This is a genomic window from Sphingomonas sp. LY54 (assembly GCF_035594035.1).
Lineage (GTDB): Bacteria > Pseudomonadota > Alphaproteobacteria > Sphingomonadales > Sphingomonadaceae > Allosphingosinicella.
The window spans coordinates 3,212,368-3,230,661 of the sequence record NZ_CP141588.1 but is presented as its reverse complement, the minus strand read 5'-3'; the positions used below and the strand labels follow the sequence as shown (position 1 = coordinate 3,230,661).

At 67.9% G+C, this 18,294-nt stretch carries 19 protein-coding genes; 8 read left to right on the top strand and 11 right to left on the bottom strand.

What is annotated here, in order from left to right; all coding sequences use genetic code 11:
* Nucleotides 1-70: 70 nt before the first annotated feature.
* The 3 genes from SH591_RS15975 to pgmG are packed head-to-tail and all read left to right on the top strand — an operon-like array spanning nt 71 to nt 2,713.
* The gene (locus tag SH591_RS15975; RefSeq protein ID WP_324749947.1) at nt 71-880 is read left to right on the top strand and encodes a division plane positioning ATPase MipZ; all 810 of its coding nucleotides are present in this window, start codon (nt 71-73) and stop codon (nt 878-880) included.
* Nucleotides 880-1,293 (top strand): J domain-containing protein, encoded by a 414-nt coding sequence (locus tag SH591_RS15970; protein ID WP_324749946.1) that lies wholly within the window; start codon nt 880-882, stop codon nt 1,291-1,293. The genes SH591_RS15975 and SH591_RS15970 overlap by 1 nt, the downstream gene beginning before the upstream one ends.
* A gap of 28 nt (nt 1,294-1,321) precedes the next feature.
* Nucleotides 1,322-2,713, top strand: a complete 1,392-nt coding sequence (gene pgmG / locus SH591_RS15965; RefSeq protein WP_324749945.1) for a phosphoglucomutase/phosphomannomutase PgmG — start codon at nt 1,322-1,324, stop codon at nt 2,711-2,713.
* Here the strand turns inward: pgmG and SH591_RS15960 are convergent.
* Entirely contained in the window at nt 2,710-5,043 is a 2,334-nt protein-coding gene (locus tag SH591_RS15960; RefSeq protein WP_324749944.1) for a putative bifunctional diguanylate cyclase/phosphodiesterase, read from the bottom strand. The genes pgmG and SH591_RS15960 overlap by 4 nt on opposite strands.
* 52 nt (nt 5,044-5,095) lie before the next feature.
* A complete protein-coding gene (locus SH591_RS15955) occupies nt 5,096-7,303 on the bottom strand; it encodes a FecR family protein (RefSeq protein ID WP_324749943.1) in 2,208 nt (735 codons plus the stop codon).
* Between the two features lie 186 nt (nt 7,304-7,489).
* On the opposite strand from SH591_RS15955, the gene SH591_RS15950 reads away from it, so the two are divergent.
* Nucleotides 7,490-9,151, top strand: a complete 1,662-nt coding sequence (locus tag SH591_RS15950; RefSeq protein ID WP_324749941.1) for a ShlB/FhaC/HecB family hemolysin secretion/activation protein — start codon at nt 7,490-7,492, stop codon at nt 9,149-9,151.
* Between the two features lie 48 nt (nt 9,152-9,199).
* Nucleotides 9,200-10,168, top strand: a complete 969-nt coding sequence (locus SH591_RS15945) for an NAD(P)H-dependent flavin oxidoreductase (RefSeq protein WP_324749940.1) — start codon at nt 9,200-9,202, stop codon at nt 10,166-10,168.
* Here the strand turns inward: SH591_RS15945 and SH591_RS15940 are convergent.
* The 4 genes from SH591_RS15940 to SH591_RS15925 form a co-directional block, all read right to left on the bottom strand.
* Nucleotides 10,165-10,599 carry an acyl-CoA thioesterase gene (locus SH591_RS15940; RefSeq protein WP_324749939.1) on the bottom strand — a complete coding sequence of 145 codons (435 nt, stop codon included), beginning with the start codon at nt 10,597-10,599 and terminating at the stop codon, nt 10,165-10,167. The two genes, SH591_RS15945 and SH591_RS15940, sit on opposite strands and share 4 nt — an antisense overlap.
* The gene (locus SH591_RS15935) at nt 10,596-11,735 is read right to left on the bottom strand and encodes an iron-containing alcohol dehydrogenase (protein WP_324749938.1); all 1,140 of its coding nucleotides are present in this window, start codon (nt 11,733-11,735) and stop codon (nt 10,596-10,598) included. Before SH591_RS15935 ends, SH591_RS15940 begins: the two co-directional genes overlap by 4 nt.
* 38 nt (nt 11,736-11,773) lie before the next feature.
* The gene (locus SH591_RS15930) at nt 11,774-12,235 is read right to left on the bottom strand and encodes a DUF1465 family protein (RefSeq protein ID WP_322830174.1); all 462 of its coding nucleotides are present in this window, start codon (nt 12,233-12,235) and stop codon (nt 11,774-11,776) included.
* Nucleotides 12,236-12,308: 73 nt separating this feature from the next.
* A complete protein-coding gene (locus tag SH591_RS15925) occupies nt 12,309-12,512 on the bottom strand; it encodes a YdcH family protein (RefSeq protein WP_322830875.1) in 204 nt (67 codons plus the stop codon).
* 161 nt (nt 12,513-12,673) lie between these two features.
* Between SH591_RS15925 and SH591_RS15920 the strand changes: the two genes are divergently transcribed.
* Nucleotides 12,674-12,832 carry a YdcH family protein gene (locus SH591_RS15920; RefSeq protein WP_322830173.1) on the top strand — a complete coding sequence of 53 codons (159 nt, stop codon included), beginning with the start codon at nt 12,674-12,676 and terminating at the stop codon, nt 12,830-12,832.
* 7 nt (nt 12,833-12,839) lie between these two features.
* On the opposite strand, the gene SH591_RS15915 is transcribed toward SH591_RS15920, so the two are convergent.
* The 5 genes from SH591_RS15915 to SH591_RS15895 all read right to left on the bottom strand — a co-directional run bounded on the left by SH591_RS15915 (nt 12,840) and on the right by SH591_RS15895 (nt 16,321).
* Nucleotides 12,840-13,313, bottom strand: a complete 474-nt coding sequence (locus tag SH591_RS15915; protein WP_324749937.1) for a PilZ domain-containing protein — start codon at nt 13,311-13,313, stop codon at nt 12,840-12,842.
* Entirely contained in the window at nt 13,279-13,737 is a 459-nt protein-coding gene (gene dksA, locus SH591_RS15910) for an RNA polymerase-binding protein DksA (protein WP_324749936.1), read from the bottom strand. The genes SH591_RS15915 and dksA overlap by 35 nt, the downstream gene beginning before the upstream one ends.
* A 757-nt stretch (nt 13,738-14,494) precedes the next feature.
* A complete protein-coding gene (locus SH591_RS15905) occupies nt 14,495-15,151 on the bottom strand; it encodes a hypothetical protein (RefSeq protein ID WP_324749935.1) in 657 nt (218 codons plus the stop codon).
* Between the two features lie 156 nt (nt 15,152-15,307).
* Nucleotides 15,308-15,817: a hypothetical protein gene (locus SH591_RS15900; protein ID WP_324749934.1), complete on the bottom strand. Its 510-nt coding sequence runs from the start codon at nt 15,815-15,817 to the stop codon at nt 15,308-15,310.
* 63 nt (nt 15,818-15,880) lie between these two features.
* A complete protein-coding gene (locus SH591_RS15895; RefSeq protein ID WP_322830168.1) occupies nt 15,881-16,321 on the bottom strand; it encodes a host attachment family protein in 441 nt (146 codons plus the stop codon).
* Nucleotides 16,322-16,421: 100 nt separating this feature from the next.
* Between SH591_RS15895 and surE the strand changes: the two genes are divergently transcribed.
* Both surE and SH591_RS15885 read left to right on the top strand, forming a co-directional pair.
* Nucleotides 16,422-17,186: a 5'/3'-nucleotidase SurE gene (surE, locus tag SH591_RS15890; RefSeq protein ID WP_324749933.1), complete on the top strand. Its 765-nt coding sequence runs from the start codon at nt 16,422-16,424 to the stop codon at nt 17,184-17,186.
* Entirely contained in the window at nt 17,186-18,229 is a 1,044-nt protein-coding gene (locus SH591_RS15885) for a potassium channel family protein (RefSeq protein ID WP_324749932.1), read from the top strand. Before surE ends, SH591_RS15885 begins: the two co-directional genes overlap by 1 nt.
* Nucleotides 18,230-18,294 lie beyond the last annotated feature (65 nt).

Below are 18,294 nucleotides of genomic sequence, written 5' to 3'. Positions count from 1 at the left end.
GCAAAGGGAAGGATAAGGGGCGTCTTTGCGAGGGCGCCGGGGCAAGATCAAGAGGGGCAGGCTGAGTATCATGGCAGGCGCAGCGCCGCATTTCATCGTTTTCGCCAATGAGAAGGGCGGCACCGGCAAATCCACGACCGCGGTCCACACCGCCGTGGCACTCGCCGCCGCCGGCCGGCGCGTGGCCGCGATCGACCTCGACACGCGCCAGCGCACGCTCGGCCGCTATCTCGACAACCGTATGGCCACCGTGCGGCGGATGGGCATCGATCTGCCGATGCCGACCTACGAGACGTTCGATCCGGCCAAGGACGACAATCTCGACGCCCAGCTCGACCGGCTCGGCGCCGATGCCGAGATCGTGGTCGTCGATACGCCCGGCCGCGACGATCCCTATGCGCGCCAGGCAATGCTGCGCGCCGACACTCTGGTGACGCCGATCAACGACAGCTTCGTCGATCTCGACCTGATCGGCGAGGTCGATCCGGAAAGCTACAAGATCCGCCGGCCGAGCTTCTACGCCGAACTGGTCTGGAACAGCCGCACCCAGCGCGCCAAGACCACCGGCAACAGCGTCGACTGGGTGCTGCTGCGCAACCGCCTCCAGCATATCGAGGCCAAGAACATGCGCCGGGTCGGCGCCGCCCTCGACGAGCTGTCGCGACGCGTCGGCTTTCGCATCATCCCGGGCCTCGGCGAGCGCGTCATCTATCGCGAACTCTTCCCGAAGGGCCTGACCCTGCTCGATCTCGCCCAGATTGGCGAGGTCGGGATCGCGCATATCGCGGCACGTCAGGAACTGCGCGAAATGATCGCCGGGTTCGCCCTGCCGGACCAAGGCGTCGCGGCGGCGCCGCCGCGTGCCGCCGCTGCGGGCTGATGCCCGTTCTCATCCTGCTGGCCATCGCCGGGCTCGGCTGGGCGTGGTGGACCGGCCGGCTCAAGGGCTACACCTATGAGGACGGCGTCGCCGCCGCGCTCTTCCTGCTCGGCCTGCGCCTGCTGACCACGGGCCGCCCGCTGCCGGGCGCCGTATTGATGTCCGGCGCGATCCTGTGGGCCGCCTATCGCCGCAAGAAATTGTCGGCGACGAACATGAGCGTCGACGAGGCCCGCGCCCTGCTCGGCGTTGGCGAGGATGCCAGCCTGGCCGAGATACGCGACGCGCACCGCCGCCTCATCACCAAAGTGCATCCCGACACAGGCGGGTCGGAAGAGCTGGCCAACCAGGTCAATGTTGCGCGCGACACGCTGATCGCCGAAATGAACCGCAACACGCCTCGCGCGTCTTGAAACCATAACCACCATCGCGGAGCCCAGCATGAGCCATCGTTTCCATCCGACCTCCCTGCGCGAATATGACATACGCGGAATCGTCGGAGAAACGCTGGGCCAGGACGATGCCTATGCGCTCGGCCGCAGCTTCGCGACCCAACTGCGCCATGCCGGCGGCACGCGCGTTGCGGTCGGCCGCGACGGCCGCGCCAGCTCGCTCGCCCTGGAAGCGGCCCTGATCCGCGGCCTCACCGAGAGCGGCGTCGGCGTCGTGCGCGTCGGCCTCGGCCCCACGCCGATGCTCTATTATGCGGCCGCGACGCTGGAAGTGGACGGCGGAATCATGATCACCGGCAGCCATAATCCGGCGCATTACAATGGCTTCAAGATGGTCTTTCAGGACCGTCCTTTCTTCGGCGAAGACATCCAGGCGCTCGGAGCCACCGCGGCCGAGGGCGACTGGCTGGGCGCGGACGAACTCGAGGCCGACGTCACCGACTATGACATCATCGACGCCTATGTCGCGCGGCTACTCAAGAATTTCGACGGCGGCGCCTTCCGCATCGGCTGGGACGCCGGCAACGGCGCGGCCGGCCCGGCGATCGAGAAACTGACCGCCCTCCTCCCCGGCGAACATCATCTGCTCTACACCGACGTCGACAGCGCCTTCCCCAACCACCATCCCGACCCGACCGAGGAGAAGAATCTCGAGGATCTGAAGCGGCTGGTCCGCGACAAGGGGCTCGATTTCGGCGTCGCATTCGACGGCGACGGCGACCGCATCGGCGCCGTGGACGGCCAGGGCCGCGTCGTGTGGGGCGATCAATTGCTGTCGATCCTGGCCGAGCCGGTGCTGGCCGAACTGCCCGGCGCGACGATCATCGCCGACGTCAAGGCATCGCAGGCACTTTACGACCGCATCTCAGAACTTGGCGGCAAGCCTTTGATGTGGAAGACGGGGCATAGCCTCATCAAATCGAAAATGAAGGAGACCGACGCGCCGCTCGCCGGCGAGATGAGCGGCCACATCTTCTTCGCCCACGATTATTACGGCTATGACGATGCGCTCTACGCGGCGGTCCGGCTGATCCGCGCGGTCACCGGCCTGGGCGGATCTTTGACCGCTTTGCGCTCGGCGATGCCGGCGATGGTCAACACGCCCGAGATGCGCTTCCAGGTCGACGAGAGCCGCAAGTTCCCGGTGGTCGAGGAAGTGCTTGCGCGGCTCGAGGCGGACGGCGCCGAGGTCAACCGCACCGACGGCGCCCGGGTCAATACGGCCGACGGCTGGTGGCTGCTGCGCGCCTCCAACACGCAGGACGTGCTGGTCGCGCGGGCGGAGGCGATGAGCCAAGACGGGCTCGACCGGCTGGTTGCCCAGATCGATCGGCAATTGGAGCTGTCAGGGCTGGAGCGGGGCCCGCAGGCCAGCCACTAGGCCGCCGCGGCGCGCGGCGCGCGTTCCTGCAGGAAAGCGGTGACCGAGTCGGCGGGCATCGGCCGCGCGATGTGATAGCCCTGGGCGGTGTCGCAGCCCATTTCGCCCAGCATGGCGAGGCAGGCCTCGTCCTCGATCCCCTCGGCGACGACCTTCATGCCGAGTTCGTGAGCCAAGGCGACAGTGGAGCGGACCATGATCGCGTTGCGGCTGTCGGTCACGATCGTCTGGACGAAGCTCTTGTCGATCTTGAGCTCGGTCGCCGGCAGCTTCTGCAGATAGCCGAGCGACGACTGGCCGGTGCCGTAATCGTCGATCGAGATGCGAACTCCGTGCGAGCGCCAGCTCTCCAGCGCAGCGATTGCGCGCTCCGGCGTGACCATCGCCGCCGACTCGGTCACCTCGATCGTCACCCGCTCGGTTGCGACCGGCTGGCCCTGCAGGATCTGGCCGACCATCTCGATGAATTCGTGATCGGCCAGCAGCGTCGCCGAGACATTGACGGCCACTCCGATCGGGAAACCGTTGCGCTCCCAATGGAGGGCATCGTCCAGCGCCTGCTCGAGCACGTGCGCGGTGAGATCGCGGGCGCGGCCCGCCTCCTCGACGACCGGGATGAAATTGTCCGGCGCGATCGGGCCGCGCTGGGGATGCGCCCAGCGCACCAGCGCCTCGACGCCGATAATCTCCCCCGAGCGGATATCGAGCTTGGGCTGGTAGGCATTCCAGAGCTGGCCCGAGGCCATGGCGGCGTCCATTTCGCCGAGCAGCGAGAGATGCCAGTTGATCTCGTCGCTGCTCGAATCGATGAACCGCTCCCAGCGGGCGCCGCGCTGCGACGCATGCAGCGCCGAGAGCGACGCATTGGCCACCAACTGCTTGGCATCGACATCCTCGCCGGTCGCCAGGCCAAAGGTGAGCGAGACGTCGACCAGACGGCCGCACTCGACCGGCGAGCGCATCAAAGCCGCCAAAGCGTCGAGCCGGTCCTCGAGACTGTCTTCGTCCCCCGGAAGTTCGATCCAGGCGAGGTTCGAGGCATCGGTGCGATAGATTTCATGGCCGCGGTGCGAGAAGCGCAACCGGTCTGCGACGCGCTGCACCAGCAATGCTGCGCCGTCCGGGCCCAGCCCCGAGGCAATGGCCGCGAAGCGGTCGATCCGCGCCACCACGATGTTAGTCGAGTGCCGCGTGCCGGTCGCGATCTCGAGGGCGGCCAGATTGGGCAGGCCGGTCGCCTCGTCGGTCAACGCCTTCTCGAGATAGCCTTCGGCCGCATAAGCCGCAGCGCTGAGCGCGATCGCCAGTGCGAGCGCCAGCAGGGCCGGCGCGATCGGGATCGAGAGCGCGAACCATGATTCGGTCACCAGCGGCAACGCCAGCAAGGCTGCTGCGGTGGCCGTGAACAGGATCACGCGCGCCGGGCGGGCGCGCAGCCGCACGATTGCCGCCACCAAGGCGAGCATGAGCAATACCGGCCCGACCCCGCTCCATTCGTGCGGCACCGGCCCGGCCAGCAGAGTTTCCGCCGCCAGCACCTGGATGACGGCGCCCGGGATGACGCCGTGACGCGGCACGGCATAGCGATCGCCCATCTCGACCGCGGTGGCGCCGATGACGAAGCGCTTTCCGGCAATCTCCGTGGCCGGAACCTTGCCCGCGAGCAGATCGACGACGCTGTGGCGCGGGATCGTGTCGGGATCGATCGAATAGTCGACGCGGAACTGCTGGTCGATCGCGGCATTGCGCTCAGCCACCATGGCGGCCAGCGACGGGCGCGGCACGCCCGCCGTCTCGACGCCAAGCGGCACGTGGCGAACGTAGCCGTCGCGATCCGGAATGACCGTCACGGCCGCGAGAAACGCTTTGTCCGCGAACGGCGCGGCCGGAACGCTGTCGATATAGTCCGCGCTGCCGGCGCCGGCATATTGGCGCATCGTGGGCAGGATGACGGAATTGCCGGCCCGGTCCAGTGCGGCGGCGAGCTTGGCGTCCTCGACAGGGTTGGAGGTCGCCGAAACGTCCACGTCGAACGCGATCGAGCGGGCGCCGCCCTCATGCAGGCGATCGACCAAGGCCGCATGGATCCCGCGCGGCCAGGGCCAGGTGTTGAGCGTCGCCAGGCTGCGGGCATCGATCTCGACGAGATGCACTTCGCCGCTGGCAGCGTGAGAGCGCAGGCCGTCGCGCAGATCGCGCAGATGCTGATCGAGCGCTGCGCCCTGCCCCGTCACCAGCAAGGCGGCAGCGACCATGCCCGCTGCGCCGACGATCGCCTTGCGGCGCCATCGCACGAAAGCCGGGCTGATCTGGGCGAAGCTCAATGACATGTCTGGTCCTGTCTGCCGCCCTCGGTCACGAGGGCGGCCGTGTCGTGGTCGATCACAAGGCGTTCGGGCGCGCCTTCGCCATACCGGCCGCGTCCGTGTCCCTGTTCAGGCCACCGACGTCTCGGACGGGCTGGGTCGTCGTTCCGAACCCGCGGTCCAGTTCACTGAAGCCCTGCTTGCCGGCCTTGTCGTCGCCGCTCCCTTTGCCGGAATTGTCGTCGCCACCTTTGCCGGAGCTGTCGTCGTCGCCCTTGCCAGGCCTGTCGTCGTCGTCGTCGTCGCCACCCTTGCCGGGCCTGTCATCGTCGCCTTGGCTGGGCTTGTCGTCATCGTCGTCGTCGTCACCCTCGTCATCGTCGCCCCGGCCAGGCTTGTCGTCGTCGTCGTCACCCTTGCCCGGCCTGTCATCGGCGCCCGGGCGGGGCTTGTCGTCGTCGTCGTCGTCGTCACCCTCGTCATCGTCGCCCCGGCCAGGCTTGTCGTCGTCGTCATCACCCTTGCCAGGCTTGTCGTCGCCCCCGTTGCCGGGGTTGCCGCTGCCACTTCCAGGGTTACCGGCATTGCCGCCACCGCCGGGGTTGCCGGTGCCGCCACCGTTCCCGGGGCTGTCGCTGCCGCCACCGCTGCCGGGGTTGCCGCTGCCACTTCCAGGGTTACCGGCATTGCCGCCACCGCCGGGGTTGCCCGTGCCGCCACCGTTCCCGGGGCTGTCGCTGCCGCCACCGCTGCCGGGATTGCCGCTGCCGCTTCCAGGGTTACCGCCATTGCCGCCACCGCCGGGGTTGCCGCTGCCGCCACCGTTCCCGGGGTTGTCGCTGCCACTTCCAGGGTTACCGGCATTGCCGCCACCGCCACCGCCGGGGTTGGCGGTGCCGCCACCATTGCCGGGGTTGCCGCTGCCGCCACCATTGCCAGGGTTGCCCGTGCCACTTCCAGGGTTACCGGCATTGCCGCCACCGCCGGGGTTGCCCGTGCCGCCACCGTTGCCGGGGTTGCCGGTGCCGCCGCCGTTGCCGGGGTTGCCGTTGCCGCCACCATTGCCAGGGTTGCCCGTGCCAGGGTTGGCGTTGCCATTATCGCCGGGCGCGGGAGTGGGCTGCGGAGCCGGTGCCGGGTTCGGAGCGGGCGCAGGCGCAGGCGCCGGAGCCGGAGCAGGCGCGGGCCCGGGATTCGGCTGGGGAGCCGGCGCGGGTGCTGGAGCCGGCGCCGGTGCGGGTGCCGGTTGGGGCTCCGGAGCCGGAGCCGGAGCCGGAGCCGGAGCCGGAGCCGGTGCCGGAGCAGGAGCAGGAGCAGGAGCTGGAGCTGGAGCTGGAGCTGGAGCCGGTGCCGGTTGAGGCGCCGGAGCCGGAACCGGCGCGGGTGCCGGTGCGGGCTGCGGTGCCGGCGCGGGCTGCGGCGCCGGCGCGGGCTGCGGCGCCGGCTGCGGGGCCGGCGCCGGTTCGGGCGTCGCCGCCGGTGGCGGCGGCGCCTGCTCGGCCGCGCGCGCAGCCTCGGTAATGTCGGCCGCGGCCAGCTGGATTGTCGCCTCGCCGGCAACGAGGCCGCCGGTCAGGTCGGTGAGGGACTGGGGCGGCTCGCTGACCGGCGCCGAGACGACTGCGCTCACCAGCGGCGGCCCGGCATAGGTAGCCGGCGCCGCGGCCGGCGCCGCGCTGCTGGTGACAGTGCCCGCCTGGGGCGCATTGTCGGAACGGATCGAGCGCGTCGTACCGCCCTCGATCGTCAGGCGATAAAGGTCGCTGGCGCCGACCATGGCGATGTTGCCTGGCGTGACCAGGTCGGCCGCGCCGCCGTCCAACGTGGAGACCTGCACCGCGCCTTCGGTGACCTGCACCGAACTGCCTTCAGGGCCGACCGTAACGGTAAAGGTCGTGCCCTTCACGACGGCGGCGAGATAAGGCGTCTGCACGCCGAAATGCGGCGTCGCCTTCTTGTTGATCTTGAAGACGGCGGTGCCGAAATCCTCGATGATCTGCATGATCTTGTTCGGGGCGGCCGCCTCGGGCACGCGCAGCCGGGTCGTCGGGGAGATCACGACGAATTCCTGGCCGCGCACGATCACGGCGCGGGAGGCGGCACCGGTGACGATGGTCGCACCCGACGCGAGCAGCGCGCCGCGGGTCGCCGCGCGCATCTGCCCTTCGCGACCGAAGCGAACGTCGCCGCTCACTTCGCTGACGCGCCATTCCGGCGTTTCCGCTTGCGCTTCGCTGGCTATGAGAAGGAGGAACGGCGCCAGGCCCGAGATGATCTTCTGCATATTGGGAACTCCCCACAATGGTCCGCGCAACCGCGGCTCTGACTTCCCTTGCTTGCCCGATTACGACCTTCCCGATTGCGAGGGCGTGAAAGAGTGGAGTTAACGGCCGGCTAACGACCTGTCGGATAACGGAAAATTTAGTCTTGCCCGTTATTGGTGGCTCGCAGCGACGAAAAAGGCGGCGAAATGCGCAGCAAGTTCCCGATACCGGTCCAGATCGCTGCCGCCCTGTTCGCGGCAGCGCTGTCGGCACCGTCGCACGCCGCCCAGGACGTGCTCGACCGGACCGATCCGGCCGTGCTGGGCAAGGAATTGAAGGACGAGGAGCCCGGCGAACCGGCGCGCTCGCGGCCGTTGATCGCCGAACAATCGGCTATTTCGCCGGAGAGCGGCGTCGAGACGCTGCTGGTGGGCGCGATACGCATCGAGGGGGCCGTCGCACTGCCGCCCGCCGCCTTTGCGCCCGTCATCGAGACCTATGTGGGACGGACGCTCACCCCGCGTGACCTCAGCGGGCTCGCCTCGGCGGTGGCCAATGTCGCGCGCACGGCGGGCTATGGCCTTGCCACCGCCTGGATCCCACGCCAGCGGGTCGTAAACGGAATCCTGCGCGTCGCCTTGGACGAAGGCCGGATCGACTCGGTCCGAGTCGAGGGCGGCGCGGCGCCGGTCGTCGGCCGCATGCTCGCTCCGCTCGCCAACGGCCGGCCGGTACGAACCGTCGAACTGGAACGGCGACTGCTCCTAGCCGGCGACATTTCCGGACTATCGGTCGGGAAAGCGCGGCTCGAACGCACCGTGGGTCGCAACATCCTCGTCGTCGATGCGAAGCGCGAGCGCGCCGTGGGCCGGGTCGCGCTCGACAATTGGGGCATCCGGAGTGTCGGACCGCTCCGCCTCCAGGGCAGCGTCGACCTGCACGGCGTCGCCGACGGCGCCGATCGGTTGACGCTCGGCGCGGTGGCGACGGTGCCGGATGTGGGGGAATTCCACCTCGTCCGGATCGGCTATGCCGTTCCCGTCGGGACGAACGGGACCGAACTGCGCGTCGATTCCTACGTCGCCCGCTCGGAGCCCGGCGGCGCGATTGCCGACAGTGATTTCGACGGGCGCAGCCTGGAAGCCGCCGTCGCCGTCAGCCACCCGTTCGTGCGCAGCCGCGCCTGGAGCCTGTGGGGCGATCTCGGCTACGCCCTGCGCGACTCGCGCCAATCGCGCGACGACGTGCGCATCCGCGACGACCGCTTCGCCGTGCTGACCGCCAGCGCCTTCGCCAATGCCAAGCTCGGCGACGGCCGGATCCGCGGCCGCGTCGCCCTCGTGCAGGGCGTCGACGCGTTCGATGCGACCGAGCGCGGCGACCCGCTCGCGTCGCGCGCCGACGGCAGCGCCATCTTCTCCAAGCTCGAGGCCTGGGCGCGCCTCAACGCGCCGCTGACGGAACGGCTCAGCCTCCAGGTCGAGGCCCAGGGCCAGGTCGCCTCGCGCCCGCTCCTTTCGAGCGAGGAGATGGGCCTTGGCGGCCGCACCTTCCTGCGCGGCTACGATTATCGCGAGCTTTCGGGCGACAAGGGCGTGGCCGGCTCGGCGGAAATCCGCTTCGACCTCGGCAAGCTCGGCACGGCCGTGCGCTGGGTCCAGCCCTATCTCTATGCCGATGCCGGATCGGTGGGCAATTACCGGGGCGGCGCCGGCGGCGGCACCCTCGCCTCGGCCGGGGGCGGCGTCCGCCTCTGGCTCGGCAGCCGCTTCGAAGCCGGCGTCGAACTCGGCGTGCCGCTCAGCAACGGCGCCTTCGGCCGCGACTGCGATCCGCGCCTGTCGCTGACCTTCGGCGCCCGCCTCTGAAATCTCACCCGCGTTGACGCCGGGCCGCTTTACGTTAAGGGAAAGCGGATGGCCCTGTCCCCGCTTTTCGATCGCCTCCGGCTCCCCGTCATCGGCTCGCCGCTGTTCATCGTCTCCAACCCCGATCTCGTCATCGCCCAGTGCAAGGCGGGGATCGTGGGTTCGTTCCCGGCGCTGAACGCGCGGCCGCAGTCGCAGCTCGACGAATGGCTGCACCGGATCACCGAGGAACTCGCAGCCTGGGACCGCGACCATCCGGACACGCCGGCAGCGCCTTATGCCGTCAACCAGATCGTCCACCGCTCCAATCCGCGGCTGGAGGAGGATGTCGCCACCTGCGCGAAATGGAAGGTGCCGATCGTCATCACCTCGCTCGGCGCGCGCGAAGAACTCAACCACGCGGTCCAGGGCTGGGGCGGGATCACGCTGCACGACATCATCGACGACCGCTTCGCGCGCAAGGCGATCGAGAAAGGCGCCAACGGCCTGATCGCGGTGGCGGCCGGCGCCGGCGGCCATGCCGGGCGGCTGTCGCCCTTCGCCCTGGTGCAGGAAATACGCGAATGGTTCGACGGGCCGCTGGTCCTGTCGGGCGCGATCGCCACCGGCCGCGCCATCCTCTCAGCCCAGGCGATGGGCGCCGACCTCGCTTATATCGGCTCGCCTTTCATCGCGACGCACGAGGCCAATGCCGCGGACGATTACAAGCAGGGCATCGTCGATGGCCGTGCCGGCGACATCGTCTATTCGAGCCTCTTCACCGGCGTCCACGGAAACTATCTGCGCCAGTCGATCGCCGCCGCGGGGCTCGACCCGGACAACCTCCCCGAGGGCGATCTTAGCACGATGGACTTCGGCACGAGCGAGGGCAGCAAATCCAAGGCGTGGCGCGACATCTGGGGTTCGGGCCAGGGCATCGGCGCGGTGAAATCGATCGGCCCGGCCGGCGACTATATCGCGCGCCTGGCCAGCGAATATGCCGAGGCCAAAGCGAGACTCTGCGACAAGATTTCCTAGCAGGATATTGTTTTAAATATGTTTTTCCAGTCGTCCGGTAGCGCCACCGGCCGGCGGATGGTGCGATCGACATAGACGTGGACGAAGCGTCCCTCGGCAGCCGCTTCATTTTCATTCTTAGCAAAGACGCCCAACGCATAGGAAACGCTGGAACTGCCGATGCGCTCGACCGCGAGGCCCACATCCACCGACTCTGGATAAGCGAGCGAACGGGCGTAGCGGCAGCCGGTTTCCACGACGAGGCCGATCGGATCTCCGGCGGCGACATCGAGCAGCCCCTGCTCGATCAGCCAGGCGTTCACCACGGTATCGAACCAGCTGTAATAGACGACATTGTTGACGTGGCCGTAGGCGTCGTTGTCCGACCAGCGCGTCCCGATCTCGCGCCAGACCCTGTAATGCTCGCGGCCCTTCAGCGCCTCGCGGCTCACAGCGCCGCCTCGTAGAGCCGGCGCGCGTCGGCCTGCGTGATCGGGCAGGGATTGTTCACCAGCAGCCGCTCCTGCTTCATCGCCTCGCTGGCCAGCATGTCGAGATCCGAATGCGTGACACCCACCTCCGCCAGGCGCTGCGGAACGCCGGCCGCGCGGCCTAGCTCCGCCAGCCGCTCGACCAGGCCCTGCGCCTGGGCCTGCGTGCCGACCCCGGAGAGCCGCGGTTCGAGCAAGGTGCCGAGCTCCGCATAAGACGTCATGGCGGCAGGCATGTTGTGGCCGAGCACATGGACCAGCATCAGCGCGTTGGAGAGGCCGTGCGGGACATGGAAATGGCCGCCGAGCGGGTAAGCGAGCGCATGCACCCCCGCCACCGGCGCGTTGGCGAAGGCGACGCCGGCGAGATGCGCGCCGAGCAGCATGGCCGAGCGCGCCTCGATATCGTCGGGCTGGTCGCAGGCGCGCAGCAGATTGTCGGCGAGCAACTTCAGCGCCTCGCGGGCGAGCATGTCCGAGACCGGGTTCTTGAGCCGCGCCGAGGTATAGGCCTCGATCGCATGCACCATGGCGTCGATGCCGGTCGCGGCGGTGACGGGGCGCGGCAGGCCGATGGTCAACGCGGGGTCCAGGATCGCCCAGTCGGCGAGCAGGGCCGCGCTGCTGACCCCCCTCTTCTCGCTGCCCCCTATTGTGATGACGGTGACCGGCGTGGCTTCGGATCCGGTGCCGGCGGTGGTCGGCACCAGTGCCAGCGGGAGCCGGACGCCGGTGGCCTTGCCGACGCCCCACAAATCGTCGAGATCGTCGCCGCTGCCCAGCAGGTAGGCGGCGAGCTTGGCGACGTCCATCGGGCTGCCGCCGCCAAAGCCAACTACCGAGCTGCACCCCTCGCCCGCCGCCACTGCCGCCTCGACCGTGGCGCGCGACGGATCAGGCTCCACCGCGTCGAAGACGACCGGCTCGATGCCGGCCTCCCGAAGCGAGTCGAGCGCCGCGTCAGGGAGGCCCAGCGCACGGACCTGGGCATCGGTGACGAACAGGCAGCGCCTTGGCGGCAGCAGCTCCCCCAGCCGGATCGCGGAGCCGGGCGCCGAGATCAGCTTCGGCCCATATTGGAATTCAAAGGCTTTCATGACGCCACGCTAACCGCGCAGGGCGGCGAGGCCAAGGATCAGAGCGAGCGCTCGAGCCGGCTCAGCAGGCTGCGCGCCGGGCTCGGCTGCGGCTCCAGGCCGAAGCTGCCGTCGTCGAGCCGCTTGACCCGTGCATAGAGATCGAGGCTGCCCTGGACGAGCCGGGCTGCCGGCTCGGGCAGTTGCGCGACCACGCCGTCGTCGCTTTCGACCGCCTCCCCCAGCCGGCGCGCCGGGCGCCGCGCCTGCGCCGCGCTCAACTCCCCCGACTCGACCGCGCGCTGGGTGAGCAACCAGGCGATGACGTGCATCAGCCGCGTCGTGACCTTCAGCGACTCGCAGGAAAAGCCGACCCGCACGATCGGATCGAGCGCCATGCGGTCGCCGCGGCCGTCGCGGTCGAAATAAGCGCGCGCCTCGTCGGCCAGCAGCATCGCCTCGACATAGAGCGAGTCGATCAGCTTCGGAGTCATGCGGGCGCGGGCATCGTCGGTGGCCATGCCGTGAAGAATGCCACAGGCGCTCGCCACCGCCTACGAATAAAGAAGGTAAACCAGGTGAGTGCCCGCCGGATCAGGCGATGATATCAGGAACGAGCATGTCCTCGATCGCGCTGATTTCGTCCCGCAGCCGGAGCTTGCGCTTCTTCAGCCGGGCCAGCTGGAGCTGATCGGGATGGGGCGTTTCGAGCAAGGCGGCGATCGCCGAGTCGAGATCGCGGTGCTCGAGCCGGAGCCGAACCAGCCGCGAGGCTGCAGCGATATTGTTGGCGTCCATGATCATTGCCCCGCCACGCTACCCGCACCGCCCCAACTGCGCTATTGATAGATCATCAACCGATCGTCGTACATAGAAGGGAGACTGTCCGATCCGCGGAGACAAAGACCGAAAGCGATGTTCTAAACTAGGGACCAGCACCACCAACCAAGGAGATGGGAATGCAACAGGCGCATATGTCCGCATTGGAAACGAAGCATGCCGGTCTTGACGCACGCATCAACGAAGAAAGTCAGCGCCCCCATCCGGACGACACCCTGTTAGCCCGCCTCAAGAAAGAGAAACTGAGAGTGAAGGAAGCCCTGACCGGGCTTTCCTGAGCGGACGTCAGAGCGGGCGCTGCTGCGGCGGCGCCTGCTTCACAACGGGCCTACGCGCCTTCAGCGGATCAACCTCGTTGTCGAAGTTGACGCCGATCCGCCCTCTTTTTACCCACGCCACCTTGCCGGAGACGGAGCCGATCCCGCGCACCGTCACAACGACCGGTTCACCGGGATTCGCGATATCCAGATAATCGGCCATCAGGCCGATCGCCGAAAGATTGCGGACGCGCAGCGGCTGCAGGTCGCCCTTGGCCTCGCCCGCGCGCTGAATCGTGGCGGACAGGAACAGGCTGTCGCGGGCGGCCGTGCGCCGGGTCTGTCGAGTTGCCGCGCCAGAGGCGGCGGTCGTCTTGTCGGGCACCTTGTGAACCTCCGGACCGCAATGAGAGCGGTCCGGATCGTCCCTAGCACCGAAATCTCGCGATTGGATTAACGCGGCAGCGTCAATCGTCGCGCGAAACGCGCTCCTGCCGCTCATGGCGCTCCTGCGCCTCGACGGTCATGGTCGCGATCGGACGGGCTTCCAGGCGGGCCAGCGAAATCGGCTCGCCGGTCACCTCACAGAAACCATATTCGCCCTGCTCGATACGGCGTAGCGCGGCGTCGATCTTCGAGATAAGCTTGCGCTGGCGGTCGCGGGTGCGCAACTCGATCGACCAGTCGGTCTCGCTCGAGGCGCGGTCGGTGGCATCGGCCTCCTGGATCGGCCCGCTCTTCAGCGAGGCCATCGTGTCGCGGGATTCGCGAACGATCGACTCTTTCCAGTCGAGCAGCTTCTGGCGGAAATAAGCGAGCTGCTCCGGGCTCATGAATTCTTCGTTGGCGCTGGGCTGATAAGCCGCCCCCGAGATCGAATTCTTCTGATATTGCGGGTCGTAAACGTCGTTTAGAGCCGTAGCCATAAACCCCTCCACTCTCTCTCGACCGGCGGAACCCCTCCGGCACCCTAACCTGCGACACCACGCCGCTATTCCTGCGGTTTATACTAGGTGTCAGCCCCAGCGCGCCTATACCTGTGGTCTACGCCCTGCACAAGTCGTTCAGAACGCGGTCGAAAATGCCCCATCATTTCAGCGGGGCCCGTGACATTTTTGTCCGATTGCAAAGCCGGGCGGTCGTGGATCCCCCGGCAGGCGTTCCGACTCGGGCAGCATCGATTCGCCAAAACAGGAATGAGCCTGTTTCCGACGCGCCCCTACGCAATCGGAATCGTTCATCGCTCTTGTCACATTGTCCTCAAGTGGGACGGAAGTCTTCGCAAGACCCTCTCAAGGGCCGTTTTGGGGCCTTAAGATGGTTAACGAGCTTGCGCTCATCCTCCCCTTGCTTCCTTTTCCACCCATCGGCTCACGTAGTCTCGACCGTGACTTGGGTTTCAAGCGTCGGGATTAGCGGGGCGCAGAACAGGGTGCGTGTCATGTCAGTCAAAATGGCTCTAGCGAAACTTTGCGCCTGCGCCGCCGGCGGCGCCATCATCGGTGGCGGCGCCGTCCATGTCAGCGCCAATCCGCCGTCCCGACCTGTCCTCGTCAAGAAGGCCAAGGCGGAGACGGTCCGGACCTACCGGACCCATCGCGTCAAGCGCGCCAAACCGATCAAGGTCGCCAAGACCGAGTGCCGGGTGACGCCGGGCGAAACGGTGACGACTCGCACGATCACCTACGCGCCGCCGCCACCGATGCCGGTTCCCCTGCCCCCGCCCGTCTCGCCTCCGGTCGGCGGCAGCGGCGGCGTGGTCGTGGTCGGCGGAGGCAGCGGCTTCGGCAGCGGCTTCGGCAGCGGGTTCTTCTCCGGCGGTTTCTTCGGCGGCAGCAGCAGCGGCAACGTTATCTTCAGCGCCTCGACCAGCACGTCGAGCGGCGGCAGCTCCACCTCGACCAGCGGCGGATCGACCTCGACCAGCGGCGGATCGACCTCGACGTCGACCGGCGGCATCTCGTCGACCTCCACGTCAAGCTCGAGCGGAAACGTTTCGACCTCTAGCTCAAGCTCGTCCTCGAGTTCCTCGTCCAGTTCGTCGTCGAGCTCGAGTTCGTCGTCGGGCGGATCGACCGGCGGCAAGCCGCCCCACAAACCGCCGCACAAGCCGCCGCACAGCTCGTCGGGATCGAGCGGCAGCAGCGGCAGCAGCGGATCGTCGAGCAGTTCCTCGGGCAGCTCGGGCGGCAGCTCCAGCACCTCAAGCAGCTTCGGCGGCACATCGAGCGGCAGCAGCTCCACGTCGAGCAGCACCAGCTCCAGCTCGTCGACCTCGAGCGGCGGCTCGACCAGCAGCTCCTCGGGCGGAACCGACGTCCCGGCGCCGCCGATGATCATCCTGTTCGGCGCGGCGGCGGCCGCCCTGGTTGCGCGACGCAGGCTCGGTCGCTCGGACGACTGACGCCAAAGTCGCACAAAAAAGGCCGCGTCCTTTTCCCTTCGGACGCGGCCTTTTCCTTGTTTCCAATCCCGCCGGGGCGGGATGCGCCGCGTCTACTGCGCGGTCGCGTCGGCCACCTGGGCTTCGAGCTCGGCGGCTGTCATGCCAATCACCGGCCCGCCTGGGGTCGGCGCGAAGGCGGTGCGGGGAAGCTTCACGGCGCTCTTGCTGAGCTTCACCGTGACATATTCGCCGTCGATCGCTTCGATCGTGCCGACGGTGCCGCCCGCGGTGTCCTTGACGACCGCGCCGACCGTCATCGCCTGCGCCGCCTGCGCCAGCGTCTGCTCCACCGCCGCGTTCACCTCGGCCTGGGTCATGGCCATGATGTAGCCGTCCTCGACCGCCGTGAACGACGATGCGGGGAGCTGCACTTCATGCTTGTCGGTCTTCAGGATCACGTTGGCGCCGTCGACCTTCGCGATCGTGCCGACCGCGCCGCCGGCCGTGTCCGCGACCTTGGCGCCGACCGTCATGGTCTGGGCCAGGGCCGAACCGGGAAGCGCCGCAGCCGCGACCGCGAGCGAGAGGGAAAGGAAAAGCCTGTTACGAACGATCATCATCACTCCTAAGATTGCCGCCCTGTTTACCAAGGGACCCGGCTCTGGTGGCCGGTTTCGGCAAGCCTATTGCGCGATGAGGATTTTTTCAATCTCCTCGACCGGATGGCCGGTAAGGTCCTTGGCGACCTCGGCCGACAGGCGCTTCTCGACTTCCTTGTGATAATGTTTGCGCAGCTCGCCGAGCGTCTTGGGCGGCGCCACCACGATCAGCGAGTCATAGTCGTTGCGCAAGGCGCGTATCCGCAGCGTGTCCGCGGTCTCGGCGGCGAAGCGGTCTTCCTCGAGCGTGTGGTAATCGGTTTCGGAATAAGAGGAGCGCGACGCGCCCACGCTCGCAAAGGCCCGGCCCGGCCCGTCGGTCTTCAACTCGCGATCGGCCGGAGTCTCTTGCACTTCCTTCTTTTCGACGACCAGGTTCGGATATTCGCCATCACCCTCGTTGCGGAAGAACAGGGCCTTCGCGCCGTCTGCGACCATGACCATCGAATTGTGGGGAACCCGCATTTTCATCTCCTTCATGCTTTGCCGACCAACGCGGCGGCGGCGGGGATAGTTGCGGGCGCGGGCCTTGCCTCGCGGCAGGGCGAAGGCCATAGCCGGGCGAATGCGGATCCTGCTCACCAACGACGACGGCGTGAATGCGACCGGCCTAAAGATCCTCGAAAAGATCGCCCGCTTGTTCTCCGACGACATCTGGATCGTCGCTCCGTCCGAGGAGCAATCCGGCGCCGGCCATTCGCTGACGCTCACTTTGCCGGTGCGGCTGCGCAAGCTCGGCGAGCGGCGCTTCTGCGTCACCGGCACGCCGACCGACAGCGTCATGATGGCGATCGCCCACGTGATGAAGGATAACAAGCCGGACCTCGTCCTCTCCGGAGTCAACCGCGGCGCGAACCTCGGCGAGGACGTCACCTATTCGGGCACGGTCTCGGCGGCGATGGAAGGCGCGCTCGCCGGCATCCCCTCGATCGCGCTCAGCCAGAGCTACGCCCGCGAGGGCATGGGCGACACCGTTCCCTTCGCCGCGGCCGAGGCCTGGGCCGAGCGCGTGCTGCGTCCGCTGATCGAGACGCCAATGGCGCCGCGGACCCTGGTCAACGTCAACTTCCCGGCGCTGCCGCCCGACGACGTTCGCGGCATCCGCGTCTGCCAGCAGGGCCTGCGCGATTACGGCCGGCTCCAGCTCGTCCAGCGCACCGACACGCGCGGCTATGATTATTTCTGGTTCGGGCTCGGGCCGATGATCCAGACTCCGGGCCATTCGACCGACCTCGAGACGGTGGCGGACGGCTATGTCGCGGTGACGCCGCTCCATCTCGACCTCACCCACGGCCCGTCGCTGGGCAGGCTGGCGCAGCTCTTCCCCTGATGACGCGGAGGTGGCGGGGCATCGATCATGCAACCCTGCACCGCCAGGGACGCTGGCCCGTCTGGCTCTCGATCAGCTGGCGCGTGCTGCTGGTGGTCGGGCTGATCGGCGTCGCGATCGCCGTCCACTGGTTCGAGCGCGACGGCCTCCACGACAATGCCGACGGCGAGATCAGCTTCCTCGACGTCGTCTATTTCACGATGATCAGCATCACCACAACCGGCTATGGCGACATCGTACCCGTCAGCAACCAGGCGCGCCTGTTCGACGCGCTGATCGTTACCCCGATCCGGGTGTTCGCGGTGCTGATCTTCCTCGGCACCGCCTACAGCTTCGTCTTCAGGCGCACATGGGACAGATGGCGTATGGCCTATATTCAGCGGCACCTTTCGAACCACATCATCGTCGCCGGCTACGGCACCAGCGGATCGGAGGCGGTGGACGAACTGATCGCCCGCGGCGTCGATCCGCGCGAAATCGTCGTGGTCGACTGCGAGACCGAAGCGCTCGAACGCGCCAAGTCGCTCGGCGCCGCGGTGATCGAGGGCGACGCGACACGCGACAAGACGCTGCAGGCGGTCCGCCTCGACGAGGCGCGGGCGCTGATCGTCTCGGCCGGCAGCGACGACACGTCGATCCTGATCACCCTTACCGCCCGGCACTTGGCGCCCCACATCACGATCAGCGTCGCCGTCCGCAACGAGGATAATGAGCTGCTGGCGCGGCAGGCCGGGGCGACCACGGTCATCAACCCGGTGAGCTTCGCCGGACTGCTGCTCGCCGGATCGACCGATGGCGCGCACATCGCCGACTATATCGCCGACCTCGCTTCCACCAACGGCAACGTCCAGCTCGGCGAGCGCGAGGTGCAGCCCGAGGAGCATGGCCAGCCGCTCTCCGCCCTCACCCGCGGCCTCGGCGTGCGCGTCTATCGCGACGGCAAGCCCTACGGCTTCTGGGAACCGGAAGCGAAGGCGCTGCAGCCCGGCGACGTCATCGTCGAGATCCTTCCGACGGCCGAAACCGAGGGTCCCATCGACTGACGGGGGGGGCAAGCGCAGGGCCGCGCACGCTTCCACTAGGAAAATCGCGCCGGCACGCCTATTTG

Bases quoted from the DNA above. Each gene is read 5' to 3' on its own strand.
- SH591_RS15915 (WP_324749937.1), bottom strand. From the start codon at position 13,313: ATGAGCGGCAGGAGCGCGTTTCGCGCGACGATTGACGCTGCCGCGTTA.
- SH591_RS15960 (WP_324749944.1), bottom strand. From the start codon at position 5,043: ATGTCATTGAGCTTCGCCCAGATCAGCCCGGCTTTCGTGCGATGGCGC.
- SH591_RS15920 (WP_322830173.1), top strand. From the start codon at position 12,674: ATGCAACAGGCGCATATGTCCGCATTGGAAACGAAGCATGCCGGTCTT.
- SH591_RS15900 (WP_324749934.1), bottom strand. From the start codon at position 15,817: ATGATGATCGTTCGTAACAGGCTTTTCCTTTCCCTCTCGCTCGCGGTC.
- SH591_RS15945 (WP_324749940.1), top strand. From the start codon at position 9,200: ATGGCCCTGTCCCCGCTTTTCGATCGCCTCCGGCTCCCCGTCATCGGC.
- SH591_RS15895 (WP_322830168.1), bottom strand. From the start codon at position 16,321: ATGCGGGTTCCCCACAATTCGATGGTCATGGTCGCAGACGGCGCGAAG.
- pgmG (WP_324749945.1), top strand. From the start codon at position 1,322: ATGAGCCATCGTTTCCATCCGACCTCCCTGCGCGAATATGACATACGC.
- SH591_RS15975 (WP_324749947.1), top strand. From the start codon at position 71: ATGGCAGGCGCAGCGCCGCATTTCATCGTTTTCGCCAATGAGAAGGGC.
- surE (WP_324749933.1), top strand. From the start codon at position 16,422: ATGCGGATCCTGCTCACCAACGACGACGGCGTGAATGCGACCGGCCTA.
- SH591_RS15930 (WP_322830174.1), bottom strand. From the start codon at position 12,235: ATGGCCACCGACGATGCCCGCGCCCGCATGACTCCGAAGCTGATCGAC.
- SH591_RS15935 (WP_324749938.1), bottom strand. From the start codon at position 11,735: ATGAAAGCCTTTGAATTCCAATATGGGCCGAAGCTGATCTCGGCGCCC.
- SH591_RS15925 (WP_322830875.1), bottom strand. From the start codon at position 12,512: ATGGACGCCAACAATATCGCTGCAGCCTCGCGGCTGGTTCGGCTCCGG.
- SH591_RS15970 (WP_324749946.1), top strand. From the start codon at position 880: ATGCCCGTTCTCATCCTGCTGGCCATCGCCGGGCTCGGCTGGGCGTGG.
- dksA (WP_324749936.1), bottom strand. From the start codon at position 13,737: ATGGCTACGGCTCTAAACGACGTTTACGACCCGCAATATCAGAAGAAT.
- SH591_RS15905 (WP_324749935.1), bottom strand. From the start codon at position 15,151: ATGATCATCGGCGGCGCCGGGACGTCGGTTCCGCCCGAGGAGCTGCTG.
- SH591_RS15955 (WP_324749943.1), bottom strand. From the start codon at position 7,303: ATGCAGAAGATCATCTCGGGCCTGGCGCCGTTCCTCCTTCTCATAGCC.
- SH591_RS15950 (WP_324749941.1), top strand. From the start codon at position 7,490: ATGCGCAGCAAGTTCCCGATACCGGTCCAGATCGCTGCCGCCCTGTTC.
- SH591_RS15885 (WP_324749932.1), top strand. From the start codon at position 17,186: ATGACGCGGAGGTGGCGGGGCATCGATCATGCAACCCTGCACCGCCAG.